At 71.5% G+C, this 21,908-nt stretch carries 16 protein-coding genes; 14 read left to right on the top strand and 2 right to left on the bottom strand.

Annotated elements, in window-relative coordinates; all coding sequences use genetic code 11:
* Nucleotides 1-46 precede the first annotated feature (46 nt).
* Together O7617_RS22565 and O7617_RS22560 are read left to right on the top strand one after the other, a co-directional pair.
* On the top strand, nt 47-430 hold the full coding sequence (locus tag O7617_RS22565) for a DoxX family protein (RefSeq protein WP_282257959.1): 384 nt from the start codon (nt 47-49) through the stop codon (nt 428-430).
* 20 nt (nt 431-450) lie between these two features.
* Entirely contained in the window at nt 451-753 is a 303-nt protein-coding gene (locus O7617_RS22560; protein WP_282257958.1) for a hypothetical protein, read from the top strand.
* A 21-nt stretch (nt 754-774) separates the two neighbouring features.
* On the opposite strand, the gene O7617_RS22555 is transcribed toward O7617_RS22560, so the two are convergent.
* Nucleotides 775-1,242 carry a hypothetical protein gene (locus O7617_RS22555; RefSeq protein ID WP_282257957.1) on the bottom strand — a complete coding sequence of 156 codons (468 nt, stop codon included), beginning with the start codon at nt 1,240-1,242 and terminating at the stop codon, nt 775-777.
* Between the two features lie 406 nt (nt 1,243-1,648).
* Nucleotides 1,649-4,354: a glucosidase gene (locus tag O7617_RS22550; protein WP_282257956.1), complete on the bottom strand. Its 2,706-nt coding sequence runs from the start codon at nt 4,352-4,354 to the stop codon at nt 1,649-1,651.
* Nucleotides 4,355-4,396: 42 nt separating this feature from the next.
* Between O7617_RS22550 and O7617_RS22545 the strand changes: the two genes are divergently transcribed.
* From O7617_RS22545 to O7617_RS22490, 12 genes are all read left to right on the top strand, one after another.
* Nucleotides 4,397-6,340, top strand: coding sequence for an amylo-alpha-1,6-glucosidase (locus O7617_RS22545; protein WP_282257955.1), 1,944 nt, complete (start codon nt 4,397-4,399; stop codon nt 6,338-6,340).
* A gap of 137 nt (nt 6,341-6,477) precedes the next feature.
* Nucleotides 6,478-7,812 (top strand): glycosyltransferase family 4 protein, encoded by a 1,335-nt coding sequence (locus tag O7617_RS22540; protein WP_282257954.1) that lies wholly within the window; start codon nt 6,478-6,480, stop codon nt 7,810-7,812.
* Between the two features lie 83 nt (nt 7,813-7,895).
* Nucleotides 7,896-9,629 carry a serine/threonine-protein kinase gene (locus tag O7617_RS22535; protein ID WP_282257953.1) on the top strand — a complete coding sequence of 578 codons (1,734 nt, stop codon included), beginning with the start codon at nt 7,896-7,898 and terminating at the stop codon, nt 9,627-9,629.
* A 119-nt stretch (nt 9,630-9,748) separates the two neighbouring features.
* Nucleotides 9,749-11,380 (top strand): serine/threonine-protein kinase, encoded by a 1,632-nt coding sequence (locus O7617_RS22530; protein ID WP_282257952.1) that lies wholly within the window; start codon nt 9,749-9,751, stop codon nt 11,378-11,380.
* Nucleotides 11,381-11,483: 103 nt separating this feature from the next.
* Nucleotides 11,484-12,293, top strand: coding sequence for a metal-dependent hydrolase (locus O7617_RS22525; RefSeq protein ID WP_269683294.1), 810 nt, complete (start codon nt 11,484-11,486; stop codon nt 12,291-12,293).
* A complete protein-coding gene (locus O7617_RS22520) occupies nt 12,290-13,198 on the top strand; it encodes an amidohydrolase family protein (RefSeq protein ID WP_282257951.1) in 909 nt (302 codons plus the stop codon). The genes O7617_RS22525 and O7617_RS22520 overlap by 4 nt, the downstream gene beginning before the upstream one ends.
* 656 nt (nt 13,199-13,854) lie before the next feature.
* The gene (locus O7617_RS22515; RefSeq protein WP_282257950.1) at nt 13,855-14,934 is read left to right on the top strand and encodes a LacI family DNA-binding transcriptional regulator; all 1,080 of its coding nucleotides are present in this window, start codon (nt 13,855-13,857) and stop codon (nt 14,932-14,934) included.
* Nucleotides 14,935-15,010: 76 nt separating this feature from the next.
* The gene (locus tag O7617_RS22510) at nt 15,011-16,315 is read left to right on the top strand and encodes an extracellular solute-binding protein (protein WP_282257948.1); all 1,305 of its coding nucleotides are present in this window, start codon (nt 15,011-15,013) and stop codon (nt 16,313-16,315) included.
* A 68-nt stretch (nt 16,316-16,383) separates the two neighbouring features.
* Nucleotides 16,384-17,352 carry a sugar ABC transporter permease gene (locus O7617_RS22505; protein WP_282257947.1) on the top strand — a complete coding sequence of 323 codons (969 nt, stop codon included), beginning with the start codon at nt 16,384-16,386 and terminating at the stop codon, nt 17,350-17,352.
* Between the two features lie 10 nt (nt 17,353-17,362).
* Nucleotides 17,363-18,229 (top strand): carbohydrate ABC transporter permease, encoded by an 867-nt coding sequence (locus O7617_RS22500; RefSeq protein WP_348774145.1) that lies wholly within the window; start codon nt 17,363-17,365, stop codon nt 18,227-18,229.
* On the top strand, nt 18,226-20,457 hold the full coding sequence (gene yicI, locus O7617_RS22495) for an alpha-xylosidase (RefSeq protein ID WP_282257945.1): 2,232 nt from the start codon (nt 18,226-18,228) through the stop codon (nt 20,455-20,457). The genes O7617_RS22500 and yicI overlap by 4 nt, the downstream gene beginning before the upstream one ends.
* On the top strand, nt 20,454-21,857 hold the full coding sequence (locus O7617_RS22490; protein ID WP_282257944.1) for a GH1 family beta-glucosidase: 1,404 nt from the start codon (nt 20,454-20,456) through the stop codon (nt 21,855-21,857). Before yicI ends, O7617_RS22490 begins: the two co-directional genes overlap by 4 nt.
* Nucleotides 21,858-21,908 lie beyond the last annotated feature (51 nt).

Genomic DNA, 21,908 nt, shown 5'->3' with positions numbered 1-21,908 from the left:
AGCGGGTCGGCGGTGTCTCGTGGTCGACCAAGACGGAGGGAACCTCATGAACCTGGCACTGTGGATCGCGGCCGGACTGCTGGCCGCGGTCGCCCTGCTCGGCGGCGTCACCAAGACGTTCGTACCCAAGGAGAAGTTGGCGGCTACCAACGGCGGCGGGTGGACCGCCGACGCCGGCGTGGGCTTCGTCAAGACTCTCGGGATCCTCGAAATCCTGGCCGCGGTCGGCCTGATCCTGCCTGCCGTGCTCGACATCGCACCGGTGCTGGTCCCGGTCACCGCCCTCTGCTGGGTCCTGCTGATGGTCGGCGCCGTGATCACCCACCTGCGCCACGACGAGGCGAAGTTCATCGTGCTGAACCTGCTCTACCTCGCGGTGGCCGCCTTCGTCGCCTGGGGTCGCCTCTGGCCCGAGCCCTTCCGAGGCTGACCGGATGCCATGATCTGTCGATGTCCCCATGGGAGGTCGTCACGCGTGTCGTGGTGCCGGTGCTCCTCGTCGTCTGGGCCGGATTCATGTTCGTCGGCGTGTTCTCCGACCGGCCCGAGACGTTCTCCCGGCCGCGCGGCTGGCAGTGGGCATGGGTGGGTCTGTGGCTGATGACGGCCGGCGAGGCGGCGTTCGGTGACGATCGACCATGGGTCGAGCGGGCGTGGAAGGGTGTCGTCGCACTGCTCCTCGCCCTGGCCGTCGCCGTCGCGGCAGTCCGCCGTCGCCGATGGAAAGCCCGGCAGGCGAAGGCAGACGGCTGACGTGCCCCGGCGGCTCGGGAATCAGCGGTCCGACAGCGCCTTGATGCCGTGGGTCTTGAGCAGCGCGGGCATCGGGTCGGCGAGATGGCGACGGCGGGGCCGCCAGATGCGGCCCACCTTCGTCGACGCGTTGGGCCCCGGCACGTCGTACGGGCCGCCTCGGGGACACACCTCCAGAATGCTGCCCCACATCCCCGCGTCCACCCAGCCCATCCGCTCGATCTCCGTCCACGCGTATGAGCGGCGGAGGCCCTGACGATCGCGAATCAGCAGCCCGACGTCGTCCGCGAGCACCGCGTTCTGCCAGCGGGTGAACGCGAGGATGACCGACGCGACACCGAACAGCAGCGCCGTCCAGTTGAGCACATCGAAGAGCACCCCGACCACGATCATCGCGGCCAGGAACGCTCCCGGTATCGCCACGGCGGGCCAGACCCGCGACTGCCCGAGAACGACCGTCTCGCCCACCGGCCGCGCCGACTCCCCCATGGACACTCACGTTAGTGAACGCACCACACGACGGCACCTTGAGCCCAGCGTCCAGCCGCACCACCGACCCGCCTCGCAAGATCCGCACACTTCCACTGAGTTAGTCCCCTCGCCCCTCGCCCCGCGCCCCTCGCCCCTCGCCCCGCGCCCCGCGCCCCGCGCCCCGCGCCCCGGCATGATCGTGCTCGATCCGGGATGTAGTGGCCTCCTGCTCCGGTCGACACCACTACAACAAGGATCGAGCGCGATCATGCCGCTCTCCAGCCGCAAGATCCGCGCACTTTCGGTGATGTTGCTGTCTCACGGACGTCGGAGGCAGCAACATCACCGATGTTGCGCGGATCTTGAGCGGGGTCGGGCCCGGGGGCAGGCCCGGGCAAGGGCAGGCCTGGGCAAGGGCAGGGCGTCAGCGGCGCAACGTGAGGATCAGGTCGGCGACCAGGGCGGTCCAGCCGGTCTGGTGCCAGGCACCCAACCCGGCCCCGTTGTCGCCGTGGAAATACTCGGGGAAGGCGACCAGATCCCGCCAGTCCGGGTGGGTCTGGAAGAGCTGGCACGCGCCGTAGATCGGCCGGCGACCCCAGTCGTCCTGCGTGAACAACGCGATCAGCCGGGCGGAGAGGTCGTCGGCGATCTCGTCCAGGGTGCGCTTCACGCCGGAGCGGGTCGGGTACTCCACCTGCAGGTCGTCGCCGAAGAACGCCGCGTAGTCGCGTAGCGCGCTGATCAGCAGGAAGTTCGTCGGCATCCAGATCGGCCCACGCCAGTTCGAGTTACCCCCGAACAGGCCGCTGGTCGACTCGGCCGGCTCGTAGCCGACGGAGAACTCCTGCCCGCCGAGGGTGACCGAGAACGGTTTGTCCAGGTGCGCGCGGGACAGCGTACGCAGGCCGAAGTCGGAGAGGAACTCGTCGGGGTCGAGCATCCGGGCGAGGAGCCGGACCACCTGTTCCGGGCCGACCATGGAGAGCAGCCGCTGCTGCCGGCCGTCCGGGCCCAGGCGGCGGGTGCCGATCACCTGGGCGTACTCCGGACGGTTGGTGAGGAACCAGCGCAACCGGGCGCCCAACTCCGGTAGGCGGTGCAGGGTCTTCGCGGTGAGCCGGGTGGTGGCGGCCAACGGCAGCAGCCCGACCACGGAACGGACCTTCAGCGGCACCTTCGTGCCGTCGGCGAGGCGCAGTACGTCGTAGAAGAACGCGTCCTCGTCGTCCCACAGCCCCTGCTCGTACGCGGCGGCGGCGATGTACGCGAAGTGCTCGAAGAACTTGGTGGCGGTGTCCACCCAGGTCCGGTCGTGTTCGGCGAGCACGATGGCCATGTCCAGCAGGTTGAGCGCGTACATGCCCATCCAGCCGGTGCCGTCGGACTGCTCCAGCACACCGGCCACCGGCAGCGCCGCCGAGCGGTCGAAGGGCCCCACGTTGTCCAGTCCGAGGAAGCCGCCCTCGAAGACGTTGTTGCCGCCGGTGTCCTTCCGGTTGACCCACCAGGTGAAGTTGAGCAGCAACTTGTGCATCACCCGGGCCAGGAACTCGTAGTCCCGCCCGCCGTCGATCTCGAACACCTTCAGCGCCGCCCAGGCGTGCACCGGCGGGTTCACGTCACCGAACGCCCACTCGTACGCCGGGATCTGCCCGTTGGGGTGCAGGTACCACTCGCGGAGCAGGAGCAGCAGTTGCTCCTTGGCGAAGCCCGGGTCGACCCGGGCGATGCTCACGCAGTGGAAGGCCAGGTCCCAGGCCGCGTACCACGGATATTCCCAGGGGTCGGGCATGGAGATGACGTCGAAGCTGGTCATGTGCCACCAGGCGCTGTTGCGCCCGTGGCGGCGACCGGCCGGTGGGGTGGAGCCGGGGTCGCCGTCGAGCCAGCGTTTGACGTCGAAGTGGTAGAACTGCTTGCCCCACATCAGCCCGGCGATGGCCTGCCGGGCCACCAGCGCCTCGTCGGGGGTGGCGGCCGGTGGGATGATCCCGGCGAAGAACCGGTTCGCCTCGGCCCGCCGCGCCCACACCACGGCCTCGAAGCCGGCGCTGAGGTCGGCCGGGGGCGGCGGCGCGGCGGCCGGGGGCGACGCGGTGCGGGTCAGTCGCAGCCGGATCTGGCGCTGCCCGCCGGCCGGGACGTCGAGCACGTAGTGCAGCGCGCCCTTGGTGCCCTCCCGGTCGGGGTTGACGGTGGCCGCGCCGTTGACGACGTGGTCGTTGATGCCGTCCTTGGGATACTTCGAGCGCCCGGGTAGGCCCCAGAGACGTTCGGCGTTGGTGTCGTTGTCGCAGAGCAGCGGCACCGGGCCACCGTCGCCCTCCAGCAGCAGTTGGCCGAGCACCCGGTGTTCGCCGACGAGCCGGGTGCCCTGACCGGTGATGCGGGGGATCCGGTCACCGCCGGGCAGGCCCCACGCCCAGGTGTTGCGGAACCACAGGGTCGGCAGCACGTGCAGGGTCGCCGCCCGGTCGCCCCGGTTGGCGACGGTCACCACCATGCAGAGGTCGGTGGGGGACGCCTTGGCGTAGTCGACGGTCACCGCCCAGTACCTGTCGTCGTCGAAGATCCCGGTGTCCACCAGCTCGTACTCGGTGTCGTCGCGGCCGCGCAACGCGTTCACCGCGACGAGTTCGTCGTACGGGAAGGCGGCCTGGGGGTAGTGGTAGCGCCAGCGCATCCAGGAGTGCGTCGGGGTGCTGTCGAGGTACCACCAGTACTCCTTGGCGTCCTCGCCGTGGTTGCCGCTGTCGCCGCCGAGGCCGAACATCCGCTCCTTGAGGATCGGGTCCTTGCCGTTCCAGAGCGCGAGGGCGAAGGCGAAGGTCTGCCGGTCGTCACAGACGCCGGCCATTCCGTCTTCGTTCCACCGGTAGGCTCTGGACCGCGCGTGGTCGTGCGGGAAGTAGTCCCAGGCCGTACCGTGCTCGCTGTAGTCCTCCCGTACCGTCCCCCACGCCCGTTCGGACAGATAGGGACCCCATGCACGCCAGTCCTGCTCCCCCGAGTCGGCCTGGGCGAGCCGGAGCTGCTCAGCGTCGGGTGGCGAGGCGTCGGAGGACGATCGGTCAGTGATCACGTGCACATCTTTGACGTCGCCGCGGTACTTGACCACAGCGGCCATTCTCGTCGTGGCGTGTTACACCCCGTCGCAGGTGGAGGAAAGTTGATCGACATGCGCTTCGGCCCCCAGGTCTGCGGCGATCTGACCAGCGCCACGAGCCGGGAGTGGCTGGTCCCCGACGGTCTCGGCGGATATGCGATGGGCACTGTCGGCGGGCTCCGGACGCGCCGGTACCACGGTCTGCTGGTGGTTCCCGGCGAAACTCCGGCGTCCCGTCAAGTGGGACTGGTCAGCCTCGACCCGGCGGTCACACTGCCGTCCGGCGCGCGGGTGCGCCTCGGCGCGCACGAGTGGTCCTCCGGTGACGTGGACCCGCGTGGTTTCGAGTTGTTGGAGCGCTTCGACCTGGTCGACGGGCTGCCCCGGTGGCGCTGGCGGATCGGTGGCGTGGTGATCGAGCGGGAGGTGGCCATGCTGCCCGGCCGTTCCTGCGTGTCGGTGGTGCACCGGTTGGTCGCCGGCGGGCCCGTCCGGCTGGAGCTGTCGGCGGCCTGCACCTGGCGTGACGCGCACGGCGAACGGCGGGCCGACGGCCCGGTTCCGCAGGTCGAGGCGGTGGCCGACGGCGCGGTGGTGGAGGGCGCGTACCGGCTGGCCGGGCCGGGCTGGTCACCCGAGGGGCAGTGGTGGCTGGGCGTACACCACCGGGAGGAGGCCGACCGGGGCCTGAACCCGGACGAGGACCTGTGGTACGCGGGGCGGTTCGCCGGCACCCTGGAACGCCCCGGCGACACGGTGTCGGTGCGGGCGTGGGCGGGTCGACTCGACGAGGAGCCGCCACCGGCCACCGAGATCGTCGAGACGGCCCGACGGCGCAACCGGCGGGTGGTGGCGGCGGCGAAGCCGGCGGACCCGGTCGAGGCGACGCTCACGCTGGCCGCGGACGCGTTCGTGGTCCGCCCCGGCGGGCGGGCCGTCGACGTGGTGGCCGGGTACCCGTGGTTCGGGGCCTGGTCCCGGGACACGATGATCTCCTACGAGGGGTTGTTCCTCTGCACGGCTCGCGCCGACGAGGGGCGGGAGCTGCTGCGGGCGTACGCGGCGACGTTGTCCGAGGGGATGCTCGCCAACACGGCCGACACCGGCCGGGTGGAGTACAACACCGTCGACGGCACGCTCTGGTTCCTGCACGCGGTGAGTCGGCACGTCACCGTCACGGGTGACACCGACCTGGGTGACGAGCTGCTGCCCGCGTTGCGGTCGGTGGTCGACGCCCACGTGGCCGGCACCCGGTACGGCATCTCCGTCGACCCGGCCGACGGGTTGCTCAACCAGGGTGCCCCCGGCACCGCGCTGACCTGGATGGACGCCCGCGTGTACGGGGTGCCGGTCACCCCGCGTACCGGCAAGCCGGTCGAGGTCAACGCGTTGTGGATCAACGGGTTGGCCGGGTTCGCGGAGTTGGCCGAGTTGGCCGGGCAGGACGCGGACGAGCTGTGGCGACGGCACGGCCAGGCCGTCGCCTCGTTCCGGGACCGGTTCCCCGCGCCCACCGGTTGGCTGCACGACGTGCTGGACGCGCCCGCGCCGGCGTACCCGCTGGGCGGGGCCGCCCTGCACGACGACGACGCGCTGCGCCCCAACCAACTGCTGGCCTGGTCGCTGCCGTACGCGCCGATGGAGCCGGACGAGACGACGTTGCGGCGCATCGGTGACGGGCTGCTCACCCCGCTCGGGCCACGCAGCCTCGCCCCCGATTCGACGGAGTTCGTGGGCCGCCACCGGGGTGGTCCCGCCGAACGCGACGGCGGCTACCACCAGGGCACGGTCTGGCCGTGGCTGCTCGGGCCGTACGTGGACGCCTGCCGCCGGGGCAAGATGTCGGTCGATGACGTTTTCGTTGGTATCGAGGCCCATCTGACCGAATATGGGCTAGGCTCGGTAAGCGAGACGGCCGACGGTCTCGCGCCGCACTCCGCGACCGGCTGCCCATTCCAGGCGTGGTCGGTGGCCGAGTTGCTGCGAGTGCGCCGAAAGGGCCAGTAGCGCTTTACACGACCGCAACGGCGGTGTCTCCGCTGGTTATCTCGGTCCCGGCAGGATTGGCCCCGATCCAGACGCGACGGCGACACCGGCTCCGGTGTCGGTCGGCGCGCGCCCGGGGACAACTCAAAGGGGGCCGCATGTCACCCGACGCCCACGTGATCGACATCCACCCCGCCCGGCGACTGCGGGTGTTGATGCTCTCCTGGGAGTACCCGCCGGTGCTCGTCGGCGGTCTCGGTCGGCACGTGCACGCCCTGTCGGTCGCCCTGGCCGCCGCCGGTCACGAGGTCACCGTCGTCACCCGCCACGCCGAGGGCGCACCCCTGGAGGAGTACGCCGACGGCGTGCGCATCCTGCGTGCCCCCGAGGACCCGGTCGCCTTCCCCCTCGCCACCGGTTCCCTGCTGGCCTGGACCATGGCCTTCAACCACACCCTCACCCGCACCGCGCTGCGCGCCACCGAGGCCGGTTCGTACGACGTCATCCACGCCCACGACTGGCTGGTCGCGCACACCGCCATCACCGTGGCCGAGCACCTGGACCTGCCCCTGGTCACCACCATCCACGCCACCGAGGCCGGCCGGCACCAGGGCTGGCTGCCGGAGGAGATGAACCGCACCATCCACGGCGTGGAGCACTGGCTCAGCGGCTCCTCCATCCGGGTGATCACCTGCTCGGGTTACATGCGGGAGCAGGTGACGACGCTGTTCGACGTGCCGGCGGCGCAGGTGGACGTGGTGCCCAACGGGGTCGACGACCGTGCCTGGCGGGCCCGCCCTCGGGCGGTCGCGTCGGCCCGCGCGCGATTCGCCGGAGACGGCCCGCTGGTCGGGTACGCCGGGCGACTGGTCTACGAGAAGGGCGTCCAGCACCTGGTGCACGCGGTGCCCCGGCTGCGCAAGGAGCACCCGGGGCTGCGCGTGGTGATCGCCGGGGACGGCCCCTACCGCGCCGACCTGGAGGCCGAGGCCCGGCGGCTGGCGCTCAGTTCGACGGTACGGTTCACCGGCTTCCTCGACTCCACCCAACTGCCGGCGATGCTCGGGGCCACCGACGCGACGGTGGTGCCCAGCCTCTACGAGCCGTTCGGCATGGTGGCGCTGGAGGCGGCGGCCGCCGGTGCGCCCCTCGCGGTGGCCCGTACCGGCGGGCTCGCCGAGATCGTCGAGCCCGGCGTCACCGGGGTGACGTTCCCGCACAGCGACCCGGACGCCCTCGCCGGGGCGGTCGGTCAACTGCTCGGTGACGAGATCTTCGCCCGGCGGGTGGCGCGCCGGGCCCGTACCATGGTCGGCCAGCGGTACGGCTGGGCGAGCATCGCCGCCCGTACCGCCGCGAGTTACACCGCAGCCCGACGCGAACACGGCCCGACACAGGCCCGCCGGGCCGCCGCCCGACTGGCCGGTGGGAAACCCCGGATCGCGATTCCGGAGGGCAATCTGCTCGCCCGCCTCGACCCCGCCGCGTGCTGAGATACGTCAGACGAGCTATAGGTGGCTTCCGATCCGCTGGTTAGGGTGTAGCCCGGACAGCGGCTGAGGAGGAGTGTGCGCAGGTGCTGATCGCTGGTCGGTACCGGCTGCTCGACCTGGTCGGTCGCGGGGGAATGGGGCGGGTGTGGCGCGCCCACGACGAGATGCTGCACCGTGAGGTCGCGGTCAAGGAGATCGTCCCCCCGAGTTGGCTGGCCGACCACGAGCGGGACGAGCTGCGCTCGCGCACCCTGCGGGAGGCGCGCGCCGCCGCCCGGCTCAGCCACCCCGCCGTGGTCCGGCTCTACGACGTCGTCCCGGTCGAGGGCAGCCCGTGGATCGTGATGGAGTACGTCCCGTCGCGCACCCTGCAGGACGTACTGGACGCGGAAGGGCCGTTGGAGCCGGCCCGGGCGGCCCGGATCGGGCTGGCGGTGCTCGACGCGTTGCACGCCGCGCACACCGCCGGGGTGCTGCACCGCGACATCAAACCGCAGAACGTCCTCGTGGCGCACGACGGGCGGGTGATGCTCACCGACTTCGGGCTGGCCACCTTCGACGGTGGTGACGGTGCGATGACCCGCCCCGGCATGGTCCTCGGGTCCCCGCAGTACGTCGCCCCCGAACGCGCCGCCGAGGGGGTGTCCACGGTCGCCGCCGACCTGTGGTCGCTCGGCGCGACACTGCACGCCGCGGTGGAGGGCCGCTCCCCGTACGCCCGCAGCACGGCGATGGCGACCCTGAGCGCACTGGCCGCCGGGCCACCGGACCCGGCACCGCACGCCGGGCGGCTAGCGCCGGTGCTCGACGGGTTGCTGCGCCGCGACCCGCGCGACCGCCTCGACCACGACACGGCCCGCCGGTTGCTCACCGCCGCGGCGACCGGCCGTCCCGAACCACCGCCCGTGTCCGACCCACAGTCGTCGCCGGACCGGCCCACGCCGGGCCTGGTGCGGGTGCCCGCCGTCGCGCTGGGCGGCGACGAGCAGGACCCCACCGTTCCGCTGCCCGATCCGCCCGCCGACCCGAGCCCCCACCCGGGCGACCCGACCACCCACGCGCCGACCTCGGAGCGTGCGGGCGGAAGGCGTACCACCGCTCGGTTGGCGTTGGTCGGCGTAGCGCTGCTGGTGGCCGCCGCGGTCGGCGTCGGCACCGCGCTGGCCCTCACCGACGACAAGCCCGGCGACACCGGCGGATGGTCCTCGCAACAGCCGCAGAACGGTCCGCCCGACGGTGGCGGCCCGGGCGGACCCTTCGACCCCGGCCCCGATCGGCCCGGCCCCCCACCCGGTGGCCGGAACGTCCCTCCGCCGCCGTTCGCGTGTGTCCGTCCGCATGTCGTCGGTACGCCGGTGCGGGCCGGCACGGCGACCCCGGGCGAGTCGTTCCGGCCGCCGCCCGGCTGGGTCTGGCACGCCGACAGCAGCGGCTTCCGGGTCTCCGTACCGGCGACCTGGTACTACTCCCGCGACGGTGGGGTGGCCTGCTTCCAGGACCCGGCGACCGGCCGGGCCTTCAGCGTCGCCGGGGGCGACAGCGCCGACCCGCTGGCCCGGCTGCGCGCGGCGCGCGACACGGCGATCTCGGCGGGGGCCCTTCCGGGGTACGACGAGATCCGGCTCGCCGCGACCGACGACGGGCCGGAGTGGGAGTGCCGCTGGATGGCACCCTTCGGTGGCCTGTGGCTGCACGCTCGGCACCAGGTCGTCGATGGCGGCCGCTGGACCGTCGGCTGGATCACCCACGACGAGGACTGGGCCGGGGCCGCAGCCGACGGGGAGAACCTCCGAAAGAGTTTCCGACCACCCCCCTGACCTGCACCGTATGGTCATGATCCGGACTACCGTCCGGCGTGGATCGAGGCCGCTCAGCGGATGAGAAATGCCGCCACGGTGGCTATCGTGTAACTCGGGGTGACCGAGGGGGAGCGACCGTGCAGCAGTTGCTGATCGCGGGTCGGTACCGGCTGCTCGACCTGGTCGGCACCGGCGGAATGGGCCGGGTGTGGCTTGCTCGCGACGAGATGCTGCATCGTGACGTGGCGGTGAAGGAGGTCGTGCCGCCGTCCTGGCTGGCCGAGTCCGAACGCGAGGAGCTACGGCTGCGGACCCTGCGCGAGGCCCGCACCGCCGCCCGGCTCAACCACCCCAACGTGGTCCGCATCTACGACGTCGTGCACGACCGGGAGAGCCCCTGGATCGTGATGGAGTACGTCCCGTCCCGGTCGGTGCAGCAGATCATCGGCGCCGAGGGGCCGCTGAGCCCGCAGCGCACCGCGCGGATCGGGCTGGCGGTGCTCGCCGCGTTGCGGGCCGCCCACACCGCCGGGGTGCTGCACCGCGACGTGAAGCCCCACAACGTGCTGGTCGCCGACGACGGTCGGGTGGTGCTCACCGACTTCGGGTTGGCCACCTTCGACGGTGGCGAAGGGGCGATGACCGGGCCCGGCACGGTGCTCGGCTCACCACAGTTCGTGGCCCCGGAACGGGCCCGCGACGGGGTGTCGGATCAGCGCACCGACCTGTGGTCGTTGGGCGCGACGCTCTACGCGACGGTCGAGGGGCAGTCACCGTACGCCCGGTCCAGCGCGATGGCGACGCTGAGCGCGCTGGCCACCGAGCCGCCGGACCCGATGCGCCGGGCCGGGCCGCTGCGTCCTGTCCTCGTCGGCCTGTTGCAGCGCGATCCGTGGCGGCGGTTGACCGCCGCCGAGGCGGAGTCGCTGCTGCACCAGGCGGCGGCGCAGCACGACCAGCCCGCCGGGCCACCGCTGTCCTCGGCGGTGGTGGCGGTACGCAGCGCGGGTCGCGTCCAGGCACCCGCCCCGGTGGACGTGCCCGGCTACCTCGACCCCGCGACGACGGCCCGGCCCACGAGTCACCCCCGCCGAGCACGGCGGCGCCTGCTCGCCCTGGGGGGTGCGGCCATCGCGCTGCTCGTCGCCGGAGGTGTCGCGGTCGCCCTGGTCAACCGCCACGACGACCGGACGCCACCGTCCGGCTCCGGTGGAGGCGTGGCCACCCCCCGACCGGCCGCGTTCGCCTGTGCGGCACCTCCACCGGCGCCGCCCACGTCGACTCCGGTGGCCTCGGTCGCGCCACCCGCCGAGGCCCGGTACCGGCTGCGCGAAGGCTGGACCTGGCACGACGACCCGACCGGTTTCCGGATCGCCGCACCGGTCGGTTGGGCGCGCTGGACCGAGGGGTCGGCGACCTGCTTCCGGGAGCCGGGCGGGGCCCGGGTGCTCAGTGTCGAGTCGGGGCCGGCGCGACCCGACCCGGTGGCGTACTGGAGGGATGAGGAGGCGCGACTCACCAGCGGCGACGGGCTGCTGCCGGCGTACCGCAAGGTGGACATCTCCGCGATGGACATCTTCGAGGGCGGCGCCGTCTGGGAGTGCGGCTGGGAGAACGCCGCCGGTGAGCAGGTGCACAGCTTCCGGTTGCTGGCCAACACCTCGGCCGCGCGTTCCTACACCGTCTCGTGGTTGACAAAAGAGTTCGACTGGCAGGTCAACGCGGCATACTTGCCGATGATCCGGCAGAGCTTCACCCCCGCCCTCTGACAGTGTCCGATGTGGACCTTCCGGGTGATGCCCCTGCGACGTCCACGCTGACTACAGTGGCGTAGTTTTGGGCGCTCAAGATCCCTGGGGAGGGTGAGCCGAGATGATGGGTCCGCAGCACGCGCTGTCCGGCGCGGCGGTGTGGTTGGCCGGGTCCTGGGCGTTGCAGCAGTTCGCCGACTACCACCAGTCGCCGCTCGCGTTGGCGGTGGGCACCGCTGTGTGCGCCGGTGGCGCGCTCTTTCCGGATCTCGACATGTCGGGCAAGGTGACCAAGAACCAGGGTGGGGCCACCGTCGCCCGTACCTTCGGGGTCTTCTCGCTCTTCGCCGCCGAGGTGATGGAGAAGATCTCGCTCGGGGTCTACTACGCCACCAAGCTCAGCAAGGACCCGCGCCGCAACAACGGGCACCGGACGCTGACCCACACGCTGCCGTTCACGGTGCTGGTGGGCTGGGGCACGACAGCGCTCTGCGCCGCGTACGGCAAGTGGGCGGTCATCACCATCCTGTTCTTCATGTTCGGCCTCGCACTACGCGGACTGTTCGACGAGTGGGCGGAGCGCGCCGGCTGGGTCATCATCACCCTCGCCTCGGCCGGGGCGGCCTGGTTCACCTTCGCCAACCTCCCCGGTGGTCGCGGTTATCCGCTGATCGGCACGGCGCTGGGGGTGGGTTGCTTCGTGCACATCCTCGGCGACATGATCACCCGAGCCGGGGTGCCGATCCTCTGGCCGATCCCGATCAAGCGCCGCATGTGGACGATGATCGGCCTGCCGAACAAGATCGCCCTGCGGGTCGGCAGCAAGGCCGAGGTGGTCGGCATGCGCATCGCCCTGACCGTCATCTCGGCGCTCGCGACCCTCGGCCTGGTCGCGCCGTCGGTCCTGAGCCGGTTCGACATCGAGATATGACCGACCCGGCGGCGGAGCTGCCACCGGCCGAGGACGAGCGCGTGCCCGAGTTCTGGCGCGCGCTCGGCCTGCCCGGTCTCGCCGACGTGCACGTGCACTTCCTGCCGCCGCGCCTGCTGCGCCGCATCTGGGAGTACTTCGACGCGGCCGGGCCGCTGGTCGGCATCGAGTGGCCGATCCGCTACCGGTGGAGCGACGCCGAGCGGGTCGCGCACCTGCGCCGCCTCGGGGTGCGGGCGTTCAGCGCGTTGGCGTACGCGCACCGGCCGGCCATGGCGGCAGACCTCAACCGGTGGACGCTGGACTTCGCCCGCACCACCCCGGGTTGCCTCCCCTCGGCCACCTTCTTCCCCGAACCGGACGTCGCCGAGTACGTGGAGGCGGCCCTGACCGACGGGGCCCGACTGTTCAAGGTGCACCTGCAGGTCGGCGGCTTCTCGCCCACCGACCCCGCACTGGACCAGGTGTGGGGGACGCTGTCCGACGCGGGCGTACCGGTCGTGGTGCACGCCGGGCACGCCCCGGTGGGGACCGCGCACACCGGCCCGGACCCGTTCACCGCACTGCTCGCCCGCCACCCCCGGCTGAGCGCGGTGGTCGCACACCTCGGCGCCCCGGACTACCGGGCCTTCCTGGACCTCGCCGAGACGTACGAGCGGGTTCGGTTGGACACCACGATGGCCCTCACGCCGTTCTTCGAGCAGGTCGTTCCCTTCCCCGCCGAGGAACGGCCCAGGTTGCGTGAGTTGGGGCTGGCCGGCAAGGTGCTGCTGGGCAGCGACTTCCCCAACATCCCCTACCCGTACGCCGACCAACTGACCGGCCTGGCGCGACTCGACCTGGGCGACGACTGGCTGCGCGCGGTCTGCTGGGACAACGCCGCCGCGCTGTTCAACCTGCCCTGACCTCCCGCCCCGCCCCGCCGCGCCCCGCCCCGCCGCGCCGCACCCCGCCCCGCCGCGCCCCGCCCCGCCGCACCCCGCCCCGCCGCGCCCCGCCCTGCCGCGCCCTGCGCCCTGGCGCGCAGGCGCCCTGCCCCGCCCCGCGCTGCCCCGCGCCCTGCCGCGCCCCGCGCCGCCGCGCCCCACCGCCCCGCGCCGCCGCGCCCCACCGCCCCGCGCCGCCGCGCCCCACCGCCCCGCGCCGCCGCGCCCCACCGCCCCGCGCCGCCGCGCCCCACCGCCCCGCGCCCCGCACCCGCGCTGGGCGACAGGCGAGGAAGATCCGCGCAACATCCGGGATGTTGCTGCCTCCGGCGTGCGGGAGACAGCAACATCCCGGATGTTGCTGCCTGCGAGCACCGTGCCTGCGCGCCTCGCGCCTCGCGCCTCGCGCCTCGCAGCCGGGTCGGCGCCGCGCGGGGTGGGGCGGGGCGGGGCGCGGGGCGGGGCGCGGGGCGGGGTGGCGCGGCGCGGGGTGCCAGCGGCGGGCCGCATTCTTTTCGACATCTCCTATTGACGTCTCCGTAACAGGTGGCCTAGCGTCCTGTCGAACCGCTTAGTCGAAACGCTTCGACGCCGTGTCGGGAGCGATCCCACGCCTGGCCCAGGGAGGTGCGCGGATGGCCACCATGCACGATGTCGCCCGCCTCGCGCAGGTCTCGGTCAGCACCGTCTCGTACGTGCTCACCGGCACCCGGCCCATCTCGCAGGCCACCCGCGACAAGGTGCTCGCCGCGATGGCGGAGCTGGACTACCAGCCCAACGCGCTGGCGCGCGGCCTGGCCAGCCGGCGGAGCCGGGTCCTCGGTCTGCTGATGCCGATGGACGAGCGCGGGCTCGGCGCCACCGAGACGGCTTTCGTCACCGGTGCCGCCGCGGCGGCCAGCGACGCCGGCTACCACCTGGTGCTCTCCCCGGTCGGCGGCGGTGACCTCGACGACCTGCGGCGGCTGGCCAGTCAGCGGATGCTCGACGGGGTCGTGCTGATGGAGGTCCAACTGGTCGACGAGCGGGTCACCGTGCTCCAGGAGACCGGGGTTCCGCTGGTGTTGATCGGCCGCACCGCCGACACGAGCACCCTCTCCTACGTCGACATCGACTTCGACCAGACCGTGCGGGAGGCCGTCGCGCACCTGGTCGACCTGGGGCACCGGCGGATCGTCTACGTCAACCACTCGGCCGCGACCCTGGCCAGCGGTTACGGGCCCGCGTTGCGTACCCGGGATGCCTTCGTCGCGGCGATGACCGCACACGGCCTCGACCCGGTGATGATCGCGGCCGAAGACAGCGCGGCGGGCGGGCGGGCCGCGTTGGCCGACGCGTTCGCGCAGGCGCCGGAGCTGACCGCCGTGCTGGCCATGAACGAGACCGCGATCTTCGGCATCCTCGGTGAGCTGACCGGCCGTGGGTTGTCGGTGCCCGGCGACGTCTCGGTCGTCTCGATGGTCACCTCGCCGCAGGTGGCCGAACTGGCCACCCCGGCGCTGACCGCGATGACGTCGCCGGGGTCGGCGCTCGGTCGGATGGCGATCGAGGCGTTGGTGCGCCATGTGGACGGCCCCGCCGAGCGCCAGACGGACGGCTCGGCCGTCGAGCACCACCAGCAACTGCTGCCCTGCGTGTTGGAGGTCCGGGGGTCGACCGCCGCGCCACGAAGCCGCCGCCCACGAAGCCGCCCACCAGTGGGGGCTGATCAGTAAACGGCCCGCCGCCGCGCTGCAACGCGACGACGGGCCTCGTGAAGTACCGGCTAGATACTCAACGAGGAGGATGCTAATGCAGCGATTCCACCGGCTCGTCGCCGCGCTCGCCCTGGCGGCGACGGCGACGACCACCGTGGCCGCCTGCGGTGGTGGTGACGACGCGGACGACAGCGACGCGAAGGTCCTCAAGCTCTGGCACTACGAGAGCGAGAACAGCGCGATGGGGGTCGGCTGGGACAAGGCGATCGAGATCTTCAAGTCCGAACATCCGGGTGTCGAGGTGCGCTTCGAGCGCAAGGCGTTCGAGCAGATCCAGCAGAACGCCGGCATGATCATCAACTCGTCCGAGGGCCCGGACATCATGGAGTACAACAAGGGCAACGCGACGGCCGGTCTGCTCTCCTCCCAGGGTCTGCTCACCGACCTGAGCGCCGAGGCGGACAAACGCGGGTGGGCCGGCAAGCTCAGCCCCAGCCTGCAGACCACCGCCCGCTACAGCGACAAGGGCGTGATGGGCTCGGGCAAGTGGTTCGGCGTCCCGAACTACGGCGAGTACGTCACCGTCTACTACAACAAGGACCTGTTCCAGGCCAACGGCGTCGCGGTCCCGACCAGCATGGCCGAGATGACCGCCGCGATGGACACCTTCGTCGGCAAGGGCGTCACCCCGTTGGGCATGGCCGGTGCCGAGTACCCGGCCGGGCAGCTGTTCTACCAGCTGGCCCTCTCCAAGGGCGACCGGCGGTTCGTCGACGACTACCAGCTCTACAAGAACCCGGTCGACTTCAAGGCCGACCCGCTGAGGTACGGCGCGGAGACCTTCGCCGACTGGGTGCGAAAGGGCTACGTCGCCAAGGACTCGGCCAGCCTCAAGGCCGAGGACATGGGCACCGCCTTCATCGCCGGCAAGGTTCCGATGATCGTCTCGGGCAGCTGGTGGTACGGCCGGTTCAAGACCGAGATGAAGGCCGACTGGGACACCTTCCTCTTCCCGGGCAACACGCTGCAGGCCGGCTCCTCCGGCAACCTCTGGGTCGTCCCGGAGAACAGCAAGGCCAAGAGCCTGGCGTACGACTTCATCGACATCACCCTGCGTCCGGAGGTCCAGGACCTGATCGGCAACAACGGTGGTGTCCCGGTCGCCGCCGACGCGTCGAAGATCACCGACCCGAAGGACCGCAAGCTGATCGAGGACTTCAACACGGTCAGCAAGTCCGACGGGCTCGCCTTCTACCCGGACTGGCCGGTCCCCGGCTACTACGACGTGCTGGTCTCCGGCTTCCAGGCCCTGATCAACGGTTCGAAGTCGCCTGACCAGGTTCTCGACACGATCGCCAAGCCGTACGCCGATGGCGTCAAGGAGATCACCGGCAAGTGACACGGCGAGCGGCGGGCGTGCGCGGCACCACCGACGCGCCCGCCCGCCCCGCCGGGGAAGGATCTTCCATGGCAGTCTCCGAGACCGTCGCCGCCACACCACCGGCCGCGACGACCACCCCGCCCGCGCCCAGCCGCCGACGACGCGGACGCGACGCGGCGTACTGGCTCTATCTGCTCCCCGGAGCGGCGCTCTTCGTCCTGGTCATCGGCGCACCGCTGGTCGGCACGGTCTACCTGTCGCTGACCAAGTGGTCGGGTGTCGGCGACCCCCGGTGGGTCGGCCTGGACAACTACCGGCAGCTGTTCCAGGACGAGGTGTTCTGGGCGTCGTTCCGCAACACCGTCGCGATGATCGTCGCGATGGTGGTGGTGCCCACGGTGCTCGGGCTGCTGCTCGCGGCGGTGCTCTTCGACGTCATCGGCCGCCGGTTCAAGCCCCGCACCGCCGCCGCGCTGCGGGCCGCGTTCTACCTGCCGCAGGTGCTGCCCGTGGTGGTGGCGGGCATCGTCTGGGGTTGGATCCTCCGCCCGGACGGCGCGTTCAACAGCCTGCTCGACGCGGTGGGTCTCGGCGCGTTACGCCACGACTGGCTCGGCGACCCGGACACGGCCCTCCCGGCCGTGATGGCGGTGATGATCTGGGTGCAGATCGGCTACCCGGTGGTCGTCTTCATGGCGGCGCTGCAACGGGTCGACCCCGAGCTGTACGAGGCGGCCGAGGTCGACGGCGCGAACTGGCTGCACCGGTTCCGGGCGATCACCCTCCCGCAGATCCGGCCGGAGACCTTCGTGGTGGCGCTGACCTGCACCATCGCCGCGCTGAAGGTGTTCGGGCCGATCTTCGCCCTGACCCGGGGCGGCCCGGAGAACGCCACGAACGTGCCGTCCTACTTCGCGTACTACACGTTCTTCAAGAAGCTCCAGGTCGGCTACGGCTCGGCGATCTCCACGGTGCTGACGCTGATCATCATCGTGGTGGCCGTGGTCTTCATCTGGATGCAGGCTCGCAGCGAACGCCGGGACCGGGGGGTCTGAGATGGCCATCATGATCACCAAAGCCCCGGCGGGCCGCCCCGTCCGCGACCGGCACCACCGCGGCGCGAGTCGCTGGGTGGTGCTCGCCCTGGTCACCCTCGGCGCGCTGGTCATGCTGGTGCCGTTCGCGTTCATGCTGCTCAACGCGTTCAAGTCGCCCGGTGACTACTCGTCGGCCGGGCCGTTGAGCTGGCCGACGGAGTTCTACACCAAGGGTCTGCGGACCTACTGGACCGCCGTCGACTTCCCGCTCAAACTGTGGAACTCGGCGCTCATCGCCGGCTCCGTGGCGGTACTCGGCGTCGCCGTGTCGCTGCTCAACGCGTACGCCCTGGGTATCGGCCGGGTCCGTGGCCGGCTCTGGATCGTCGGTCTCTTCCTGCTGGCCAACATGCTGCCGCAGGAGGCGCTGATCTACCCGCTGTACTACGTGGCCAAGGCGGTCGGGCTCTACAACACCCGACTCGCGGTGATCATCATCTTCACCGTGATCCAGAGCGCGTTCGGCACCTACCTGCTCGCCTCGGTGCTGGGCACGTTCCCGCGCTCGCTGCTCGAAGCCGCCGCGCTGGACGGCGCCGGCAAGTGGACGGTGCTGTGGCGGGTGGTCTTCCCCAACCTGCGGCCCACCCTCGCGGTGCTGCTCATCTTCTTCTTCATCTGGACGTGGAACGAGTTCCTCATCCCGCTGGTCATGCTCATCGACAACCAGACGCAGACCATCCCGGTCGCGCTCGCGTCGTTGCAGGGCGACCGGCTGATGGACGCTCCGACCACCAACGCCGGCTCGCTGATCAGCCTGGTGCCGGCCGTCCTCTTCTTCCTCATCTTCCAGCGCACTCTGGCGCGCGGCATCACGGCAGGAGCCGAGAAGTGAAGTTCACCGACGGGTACTGGCAACTGCGCCCCGGTGTCAGCGTCCTGCGCCCCGGCACGGTCGAGTCGGTCGAACCGGATGAGCGCGGGTTCACCGTCTTCGCACCGACCGGCCGGATCACCGGACGCGGCGACACCCTCAACCGGCCCCTGGTCACCGTCCGGTTCTTCTCCCCCGCCCCCGGCGTCGTCGGGGTGACCATCGCCCACCACACGGGCGGGCTGCCCCGGGAGCCGCACTTCGGGCTGAGCACCGACGACACGCATCCGGTCGCCGTCGACGTCAGCGGGCTCAGCGCGACGCTGACCACCGGTGAGCTGACCGCGCGGGTCGCGCTCGTCGACGGGTGGCGGGTCGACTTCCGGCACGGTGACCGGCTGCTCACCGCGTCCACCGAACGCAGCGTCGGCCTGGTCACCGACGCCGAGGGCCGGCAGCACGTACACGAGCGGCTCGCGTTGGGTGTCGGCGAGACGGTGTACGGGTTGGGCGAGCGCTTCGGCCCGTTCGTGAAGAACGGGCAGACCGTCGACATCTGGAACGCCGACGGCGGCACCGCCAGCGACCAGGCTTACAAGAACGTGCCGTTCTACCTCAGCAGCGCCGGCTACGGGGTGTTCGTGGACCACCCGGAGCACGTGTCGTTCGAGGTCGGCTCCGAGATCGTCACGCAGACCCAGTTCAGCGTCGAGGGGCAGTCGCTCACCTACTACGTGATCGACGGGCCCACCCCGAAGGACGTGCTGCGTCGCTACACGGCGCTCACCGGCCGCCCGGCCCGCATCCCCGCCTGGTCGTACGGGTTGTGGCTGTCGACCTCCTTCACCACCTCGTACGACGAGAAGACGGTCACCGAGTTCGTCGACGGGATGGCCGAGCGCGGGCTGCCGCTGTCGGTGTTCCACTTCGACTGCTTCTGGATGCGCCAGTTCCACTGGGTCGACTTCATCTGGGACCCGGCGACGTTCCCGGACCCGGAGGGGATGCTGCGCCGGCTGCGCGAGCGCGACCTGAAGGTGTGCGTCTGGATCAACCCGTACATCGCGCAGCGTTCCTACCTCTTCGAGGAGGGGCGGCAGGCCGGCTATCTGGTCCGCAGGCCCGACGGGTCGGTCTGGCAGTGGGACAAGTGGCAGGCCGGGATGGCGCTGGTCGACTTCACCAACCCGGACGCGGTCCGCTGGTTCACCGGCAAGCTCAAGGTGCTGCTCGACATGGGCGTCGACTGCTTCAAGACCGACTTCGGCGAGCGCATCCCGACCGACGTGGTGTGGCACGACGGTTCGGACCCGCAGCGGATGCACAACTACTACTCCTACCTCTACAACAAGGCGGTCTTCGAGCTGCTGGAGGCGGAGCGGGGCAAGGGTGAGGCGGTGCTGTTCGCCCGCTCGGCCACGACCGGTGGGCAGCAGTTCCCGGTGCACTGGGGCGGCGACTGCGAGGCGACGTTCGCCGCGATGGCCGAGTCGCTGCGCGGCGGGCTGTCGCTGGCGTCGTCCGGCTTCGGTTACTGGAGCCACGACATCGGCGGCTTCGAGGGCACCCCCGATCCGGTGGTGTTCAAGCGGTGGGTCGCCTTCGGGTTGCTCTCCTCGCACTCGCGGCTGCACGGCTCGGGGTCGTACCGGGTGCCGTGGGCGTTCGACGACGAGGCCGTCGACGTGCTGCGGCACTTCACCCAGCTCAAACTCCGCCTGATGCCGTACCTGGCGGCCGCCGCCCAGGAGGCACACCGCGACGGTACGCCGATGATGCGGCCGATGTTCGTGGAGTTCCCGGACGACCCGGCCACCGCGTACCTGGACCGGCAGTACATGCTCGGCCCCGACGTGCTGGTCGCCCCGGTGCTCAGCGCCGACGGCGACGTCACCTACTACGTGCCGGCCGGTACCTGGACGCACCTGGTCAGCGGCGCGCAGGTCACCGGCCCGGCGTGGGTCACCGAGAAGCACGCCTTCGACAGCCTGCCCGTGCTGGCCCGGCCCGGCGCCGTCATCCCGTTCGGCGCACGCGACGACCGACCGGACTACGAGTGGGCCGACGACGTGCGGCTACGGCTGTACGCACCGGGCGAGGGGCAGCGGACCCGGGTACGGGTACCGTCACCCGGGCACGGGCCGGGCGCCGAGTTCGACGTGCGCTACGAGGACGGGACGGCCAGTGCCGCACTGGTCGCCGGTGCCTCGACGGGCTACATCTGCGAGATCCAGGGGACTGAACGATGACGCAACACCACTTCCCGGAGAGCTTCGTCTGGGGGTCGGCGACGGCGGCGTACCAGATCGAGGGCGCCGCCCGCGAGGACGGGCGCGGGCCGTCGATCTGGGACACCTACAGCCACACACCGGGCCGGACGCTCAACGGCGACACCGGCGACGTGGCCGCCGACCACTACCACCGGTGGGCCGAGGACCTCGGACACATCGCCGACCTCGGGCTCGACGCGTACCGGTTCTCCATCGCCTGGCCGCGGGTGCAGCCGGGCGGCTCCGGCCGGTTCAACCAGGCGGGTATCGACTTCTACTCCCGGCTGGTGGACGGGCTGCTGGAGCGCGGCGTCCGCCCGGTGGCGACCATGTACCACTGGGACCTGCCGCAGGAGTTGGAGGACGCGGGCGGCTGGGCGGCCCGGGAGACCGCGCTGCGCTTCCAGGAGTACGCGGCGGGCATCGTCGGCGCGCTGGGCGACCGGGTGCACACCTGGACGACGCTGAACGAGCCGTGGTGCTCGGCGTACCTCGGCTACGCCTCCGGCGTGCACGCGCCCGGCCGGACCGAGCCGGCGGCGGCGCTGGCCGCCGTGCACCACCTGAACCTCGCGCACGGCCTGGCCGGGCGGGTGGTCCGGGAGCTGGCCCCGGCCGCCGAGCTGTCGGTGACGCTGAACCTGCACGTCATCCGGGGGGCGTCCGACTCCGCCGCCGACCAGGACGCGGTACGCCGGATCGACGCGTTGGCCAACCGGGCGTTCCTCGGGCCGATGCTCGACGGGGCGTACCCGGCCGATCTGCTGGCCGACACCGCGTCGGTGACCGACTGGTCGTTCGTCCACGACGGCGACGAGAAGCAGATCGCGGTGCCGCTGGACGTGCTCGGGGTCAACTACTACTCCAGCACCCTCGTCCGCGCCTGGGACGGGGTGTCGGCCCGCTCCGACGCCGACGGGCACGGCGCCTCGACCTCGACGCCGTGGGTCGCCGCCGACGACGTCGACTTCCTGCCGCAACCCGGCCCGTACACGGCGATGGGGTGGAACATCGACCCGCCGGCCCTGACCGAGCTGCTGCTGCGCCTGCACCGCGAGTACCCGAACCAGCCGATGATGATCACCGAGAACGGCGCAGCGTTCGACGACGAGGTGTCGGCCGACGGCCGGATCCACGACGACCGGCGGATCGACTACCTGCGCCGACACATCGGCGCGATGGGCGACGCCCGGGCGCAGGGCGCCGACGTACGCGGCTACTTCGTCTGGTCACTGCTGGACAACTTCGAGTGGGGCTACGGCTACGACCGCCGGTTCGGCATCATCCGGGTCGACTACGACACCCAGGTCCGCACCTGGAAGGACAGCGCCCACTGGTACCAGCGCCTCGCCGCCACCGGCGAACTGCCGGACGCCTGACGGGCGAACGAACCGCGACGGGCTGGATGCGTTCGGCGGTTGCCGAGCACA

This window comes from Micromonospora sp. WMMD1155, from assembly GCF_029581275.1.
In the GTDB taxonomy this organism is placed as follows: domain Bacteria; phylum Actinomycetota; class Actinomycetes; order Mycobacteriales; family Micromonosporaceae; genus Micromonospora.
Note: the sequence above shows the minus strand (reverse complement) of the source record. Positions and strands in the feature narration are given on the sequence as shown.

Bases quoted from the DNA above. Each gene is read 5' to 3' on its own strand.
- O7617_RS22565 (WP_282257959.1), top strand. From the start codon at position 47: ATGAACCTGGCACTGTGGATCGCGGCCGGACTGCTGGCCGCGGTCGCC.
- O7617_RS22560 (WP_282257958.1), top strand. From the start codon at position 451: ATGTCCCCATGGGAGGTCGTCACGCGTGTCGTGGTGCCGGTGCTCCTC.
- O7617_RS22555 (WP_282257957.1), bottom strand. From the start codon at position 1,242: ATGGGGGAGTCGGCGCGGCCGGTGGGCGAGACGGTCGTTCTCGGGCAG.
- O7617_RS22550 (WP_282257956.1), bottom strand. From the start codon at position 4,354: ATGGCCGCTGTGGTCAAGTACCGCGGCGACGTCAAAGATGTGCACGTG.
- O7617_RS22540 (WP_282257954.1), top strand. From the start codon at position 6,478: ATGTCACCCGACGCCCACGTGATCGACATCCACCCCGCCCGGCGACTG.
- O7617_RS22525 (WP_269683294.1), top strand. From the start codon at position 11,484: ATGATGGGTCCGCAGCACGCGCTGTCCGGCGCGGCGGTGTGGTTGGCC.
- O7617_RS22520 (WP_282257951.1), top strand. From the start codon at position 12,290: ATGACCGACCCGGCGGCGGAGCTGCCACCGGCCGAGGACGAGCGCGTG.
- O7617_RS22515 (WP_282257950.1), top strand. From the start codon at position 13,855: ATGGCCACCATGCACGATGTCGCCCGCCTCGCGCAGGTCTCGGTCAGC.
- O7617_RS22510 (WP_282257948.1), top strand. From the start codon at position 15,011: ATGCAGCGATTCCACCGGCTCGTCGCCGCGCTCGCCCTGGCGGCGACG.
- O7617_RS22505 (WP_282257947.1), top strand. From the start codon at position 16,384: ATGGCAGTCTCCGAGACCGTCGCCGCCACACCACCGGCCGCGACGACC.
- O7617_RS22500 (WP_348774145.1), top strand. From the start codon at position 17,363: ATGATCACCAAAGCCCCGGCGGGCCGCCCCGTCCGCGACCGGCACCAC.
- O7617_RS22490 (WP_282257944.1), top strand. From the start codon at position 20,454: ATGACGCAACACCACTTCCCGGAGAGCTTCGTCTGGGGGTCGGCGACG.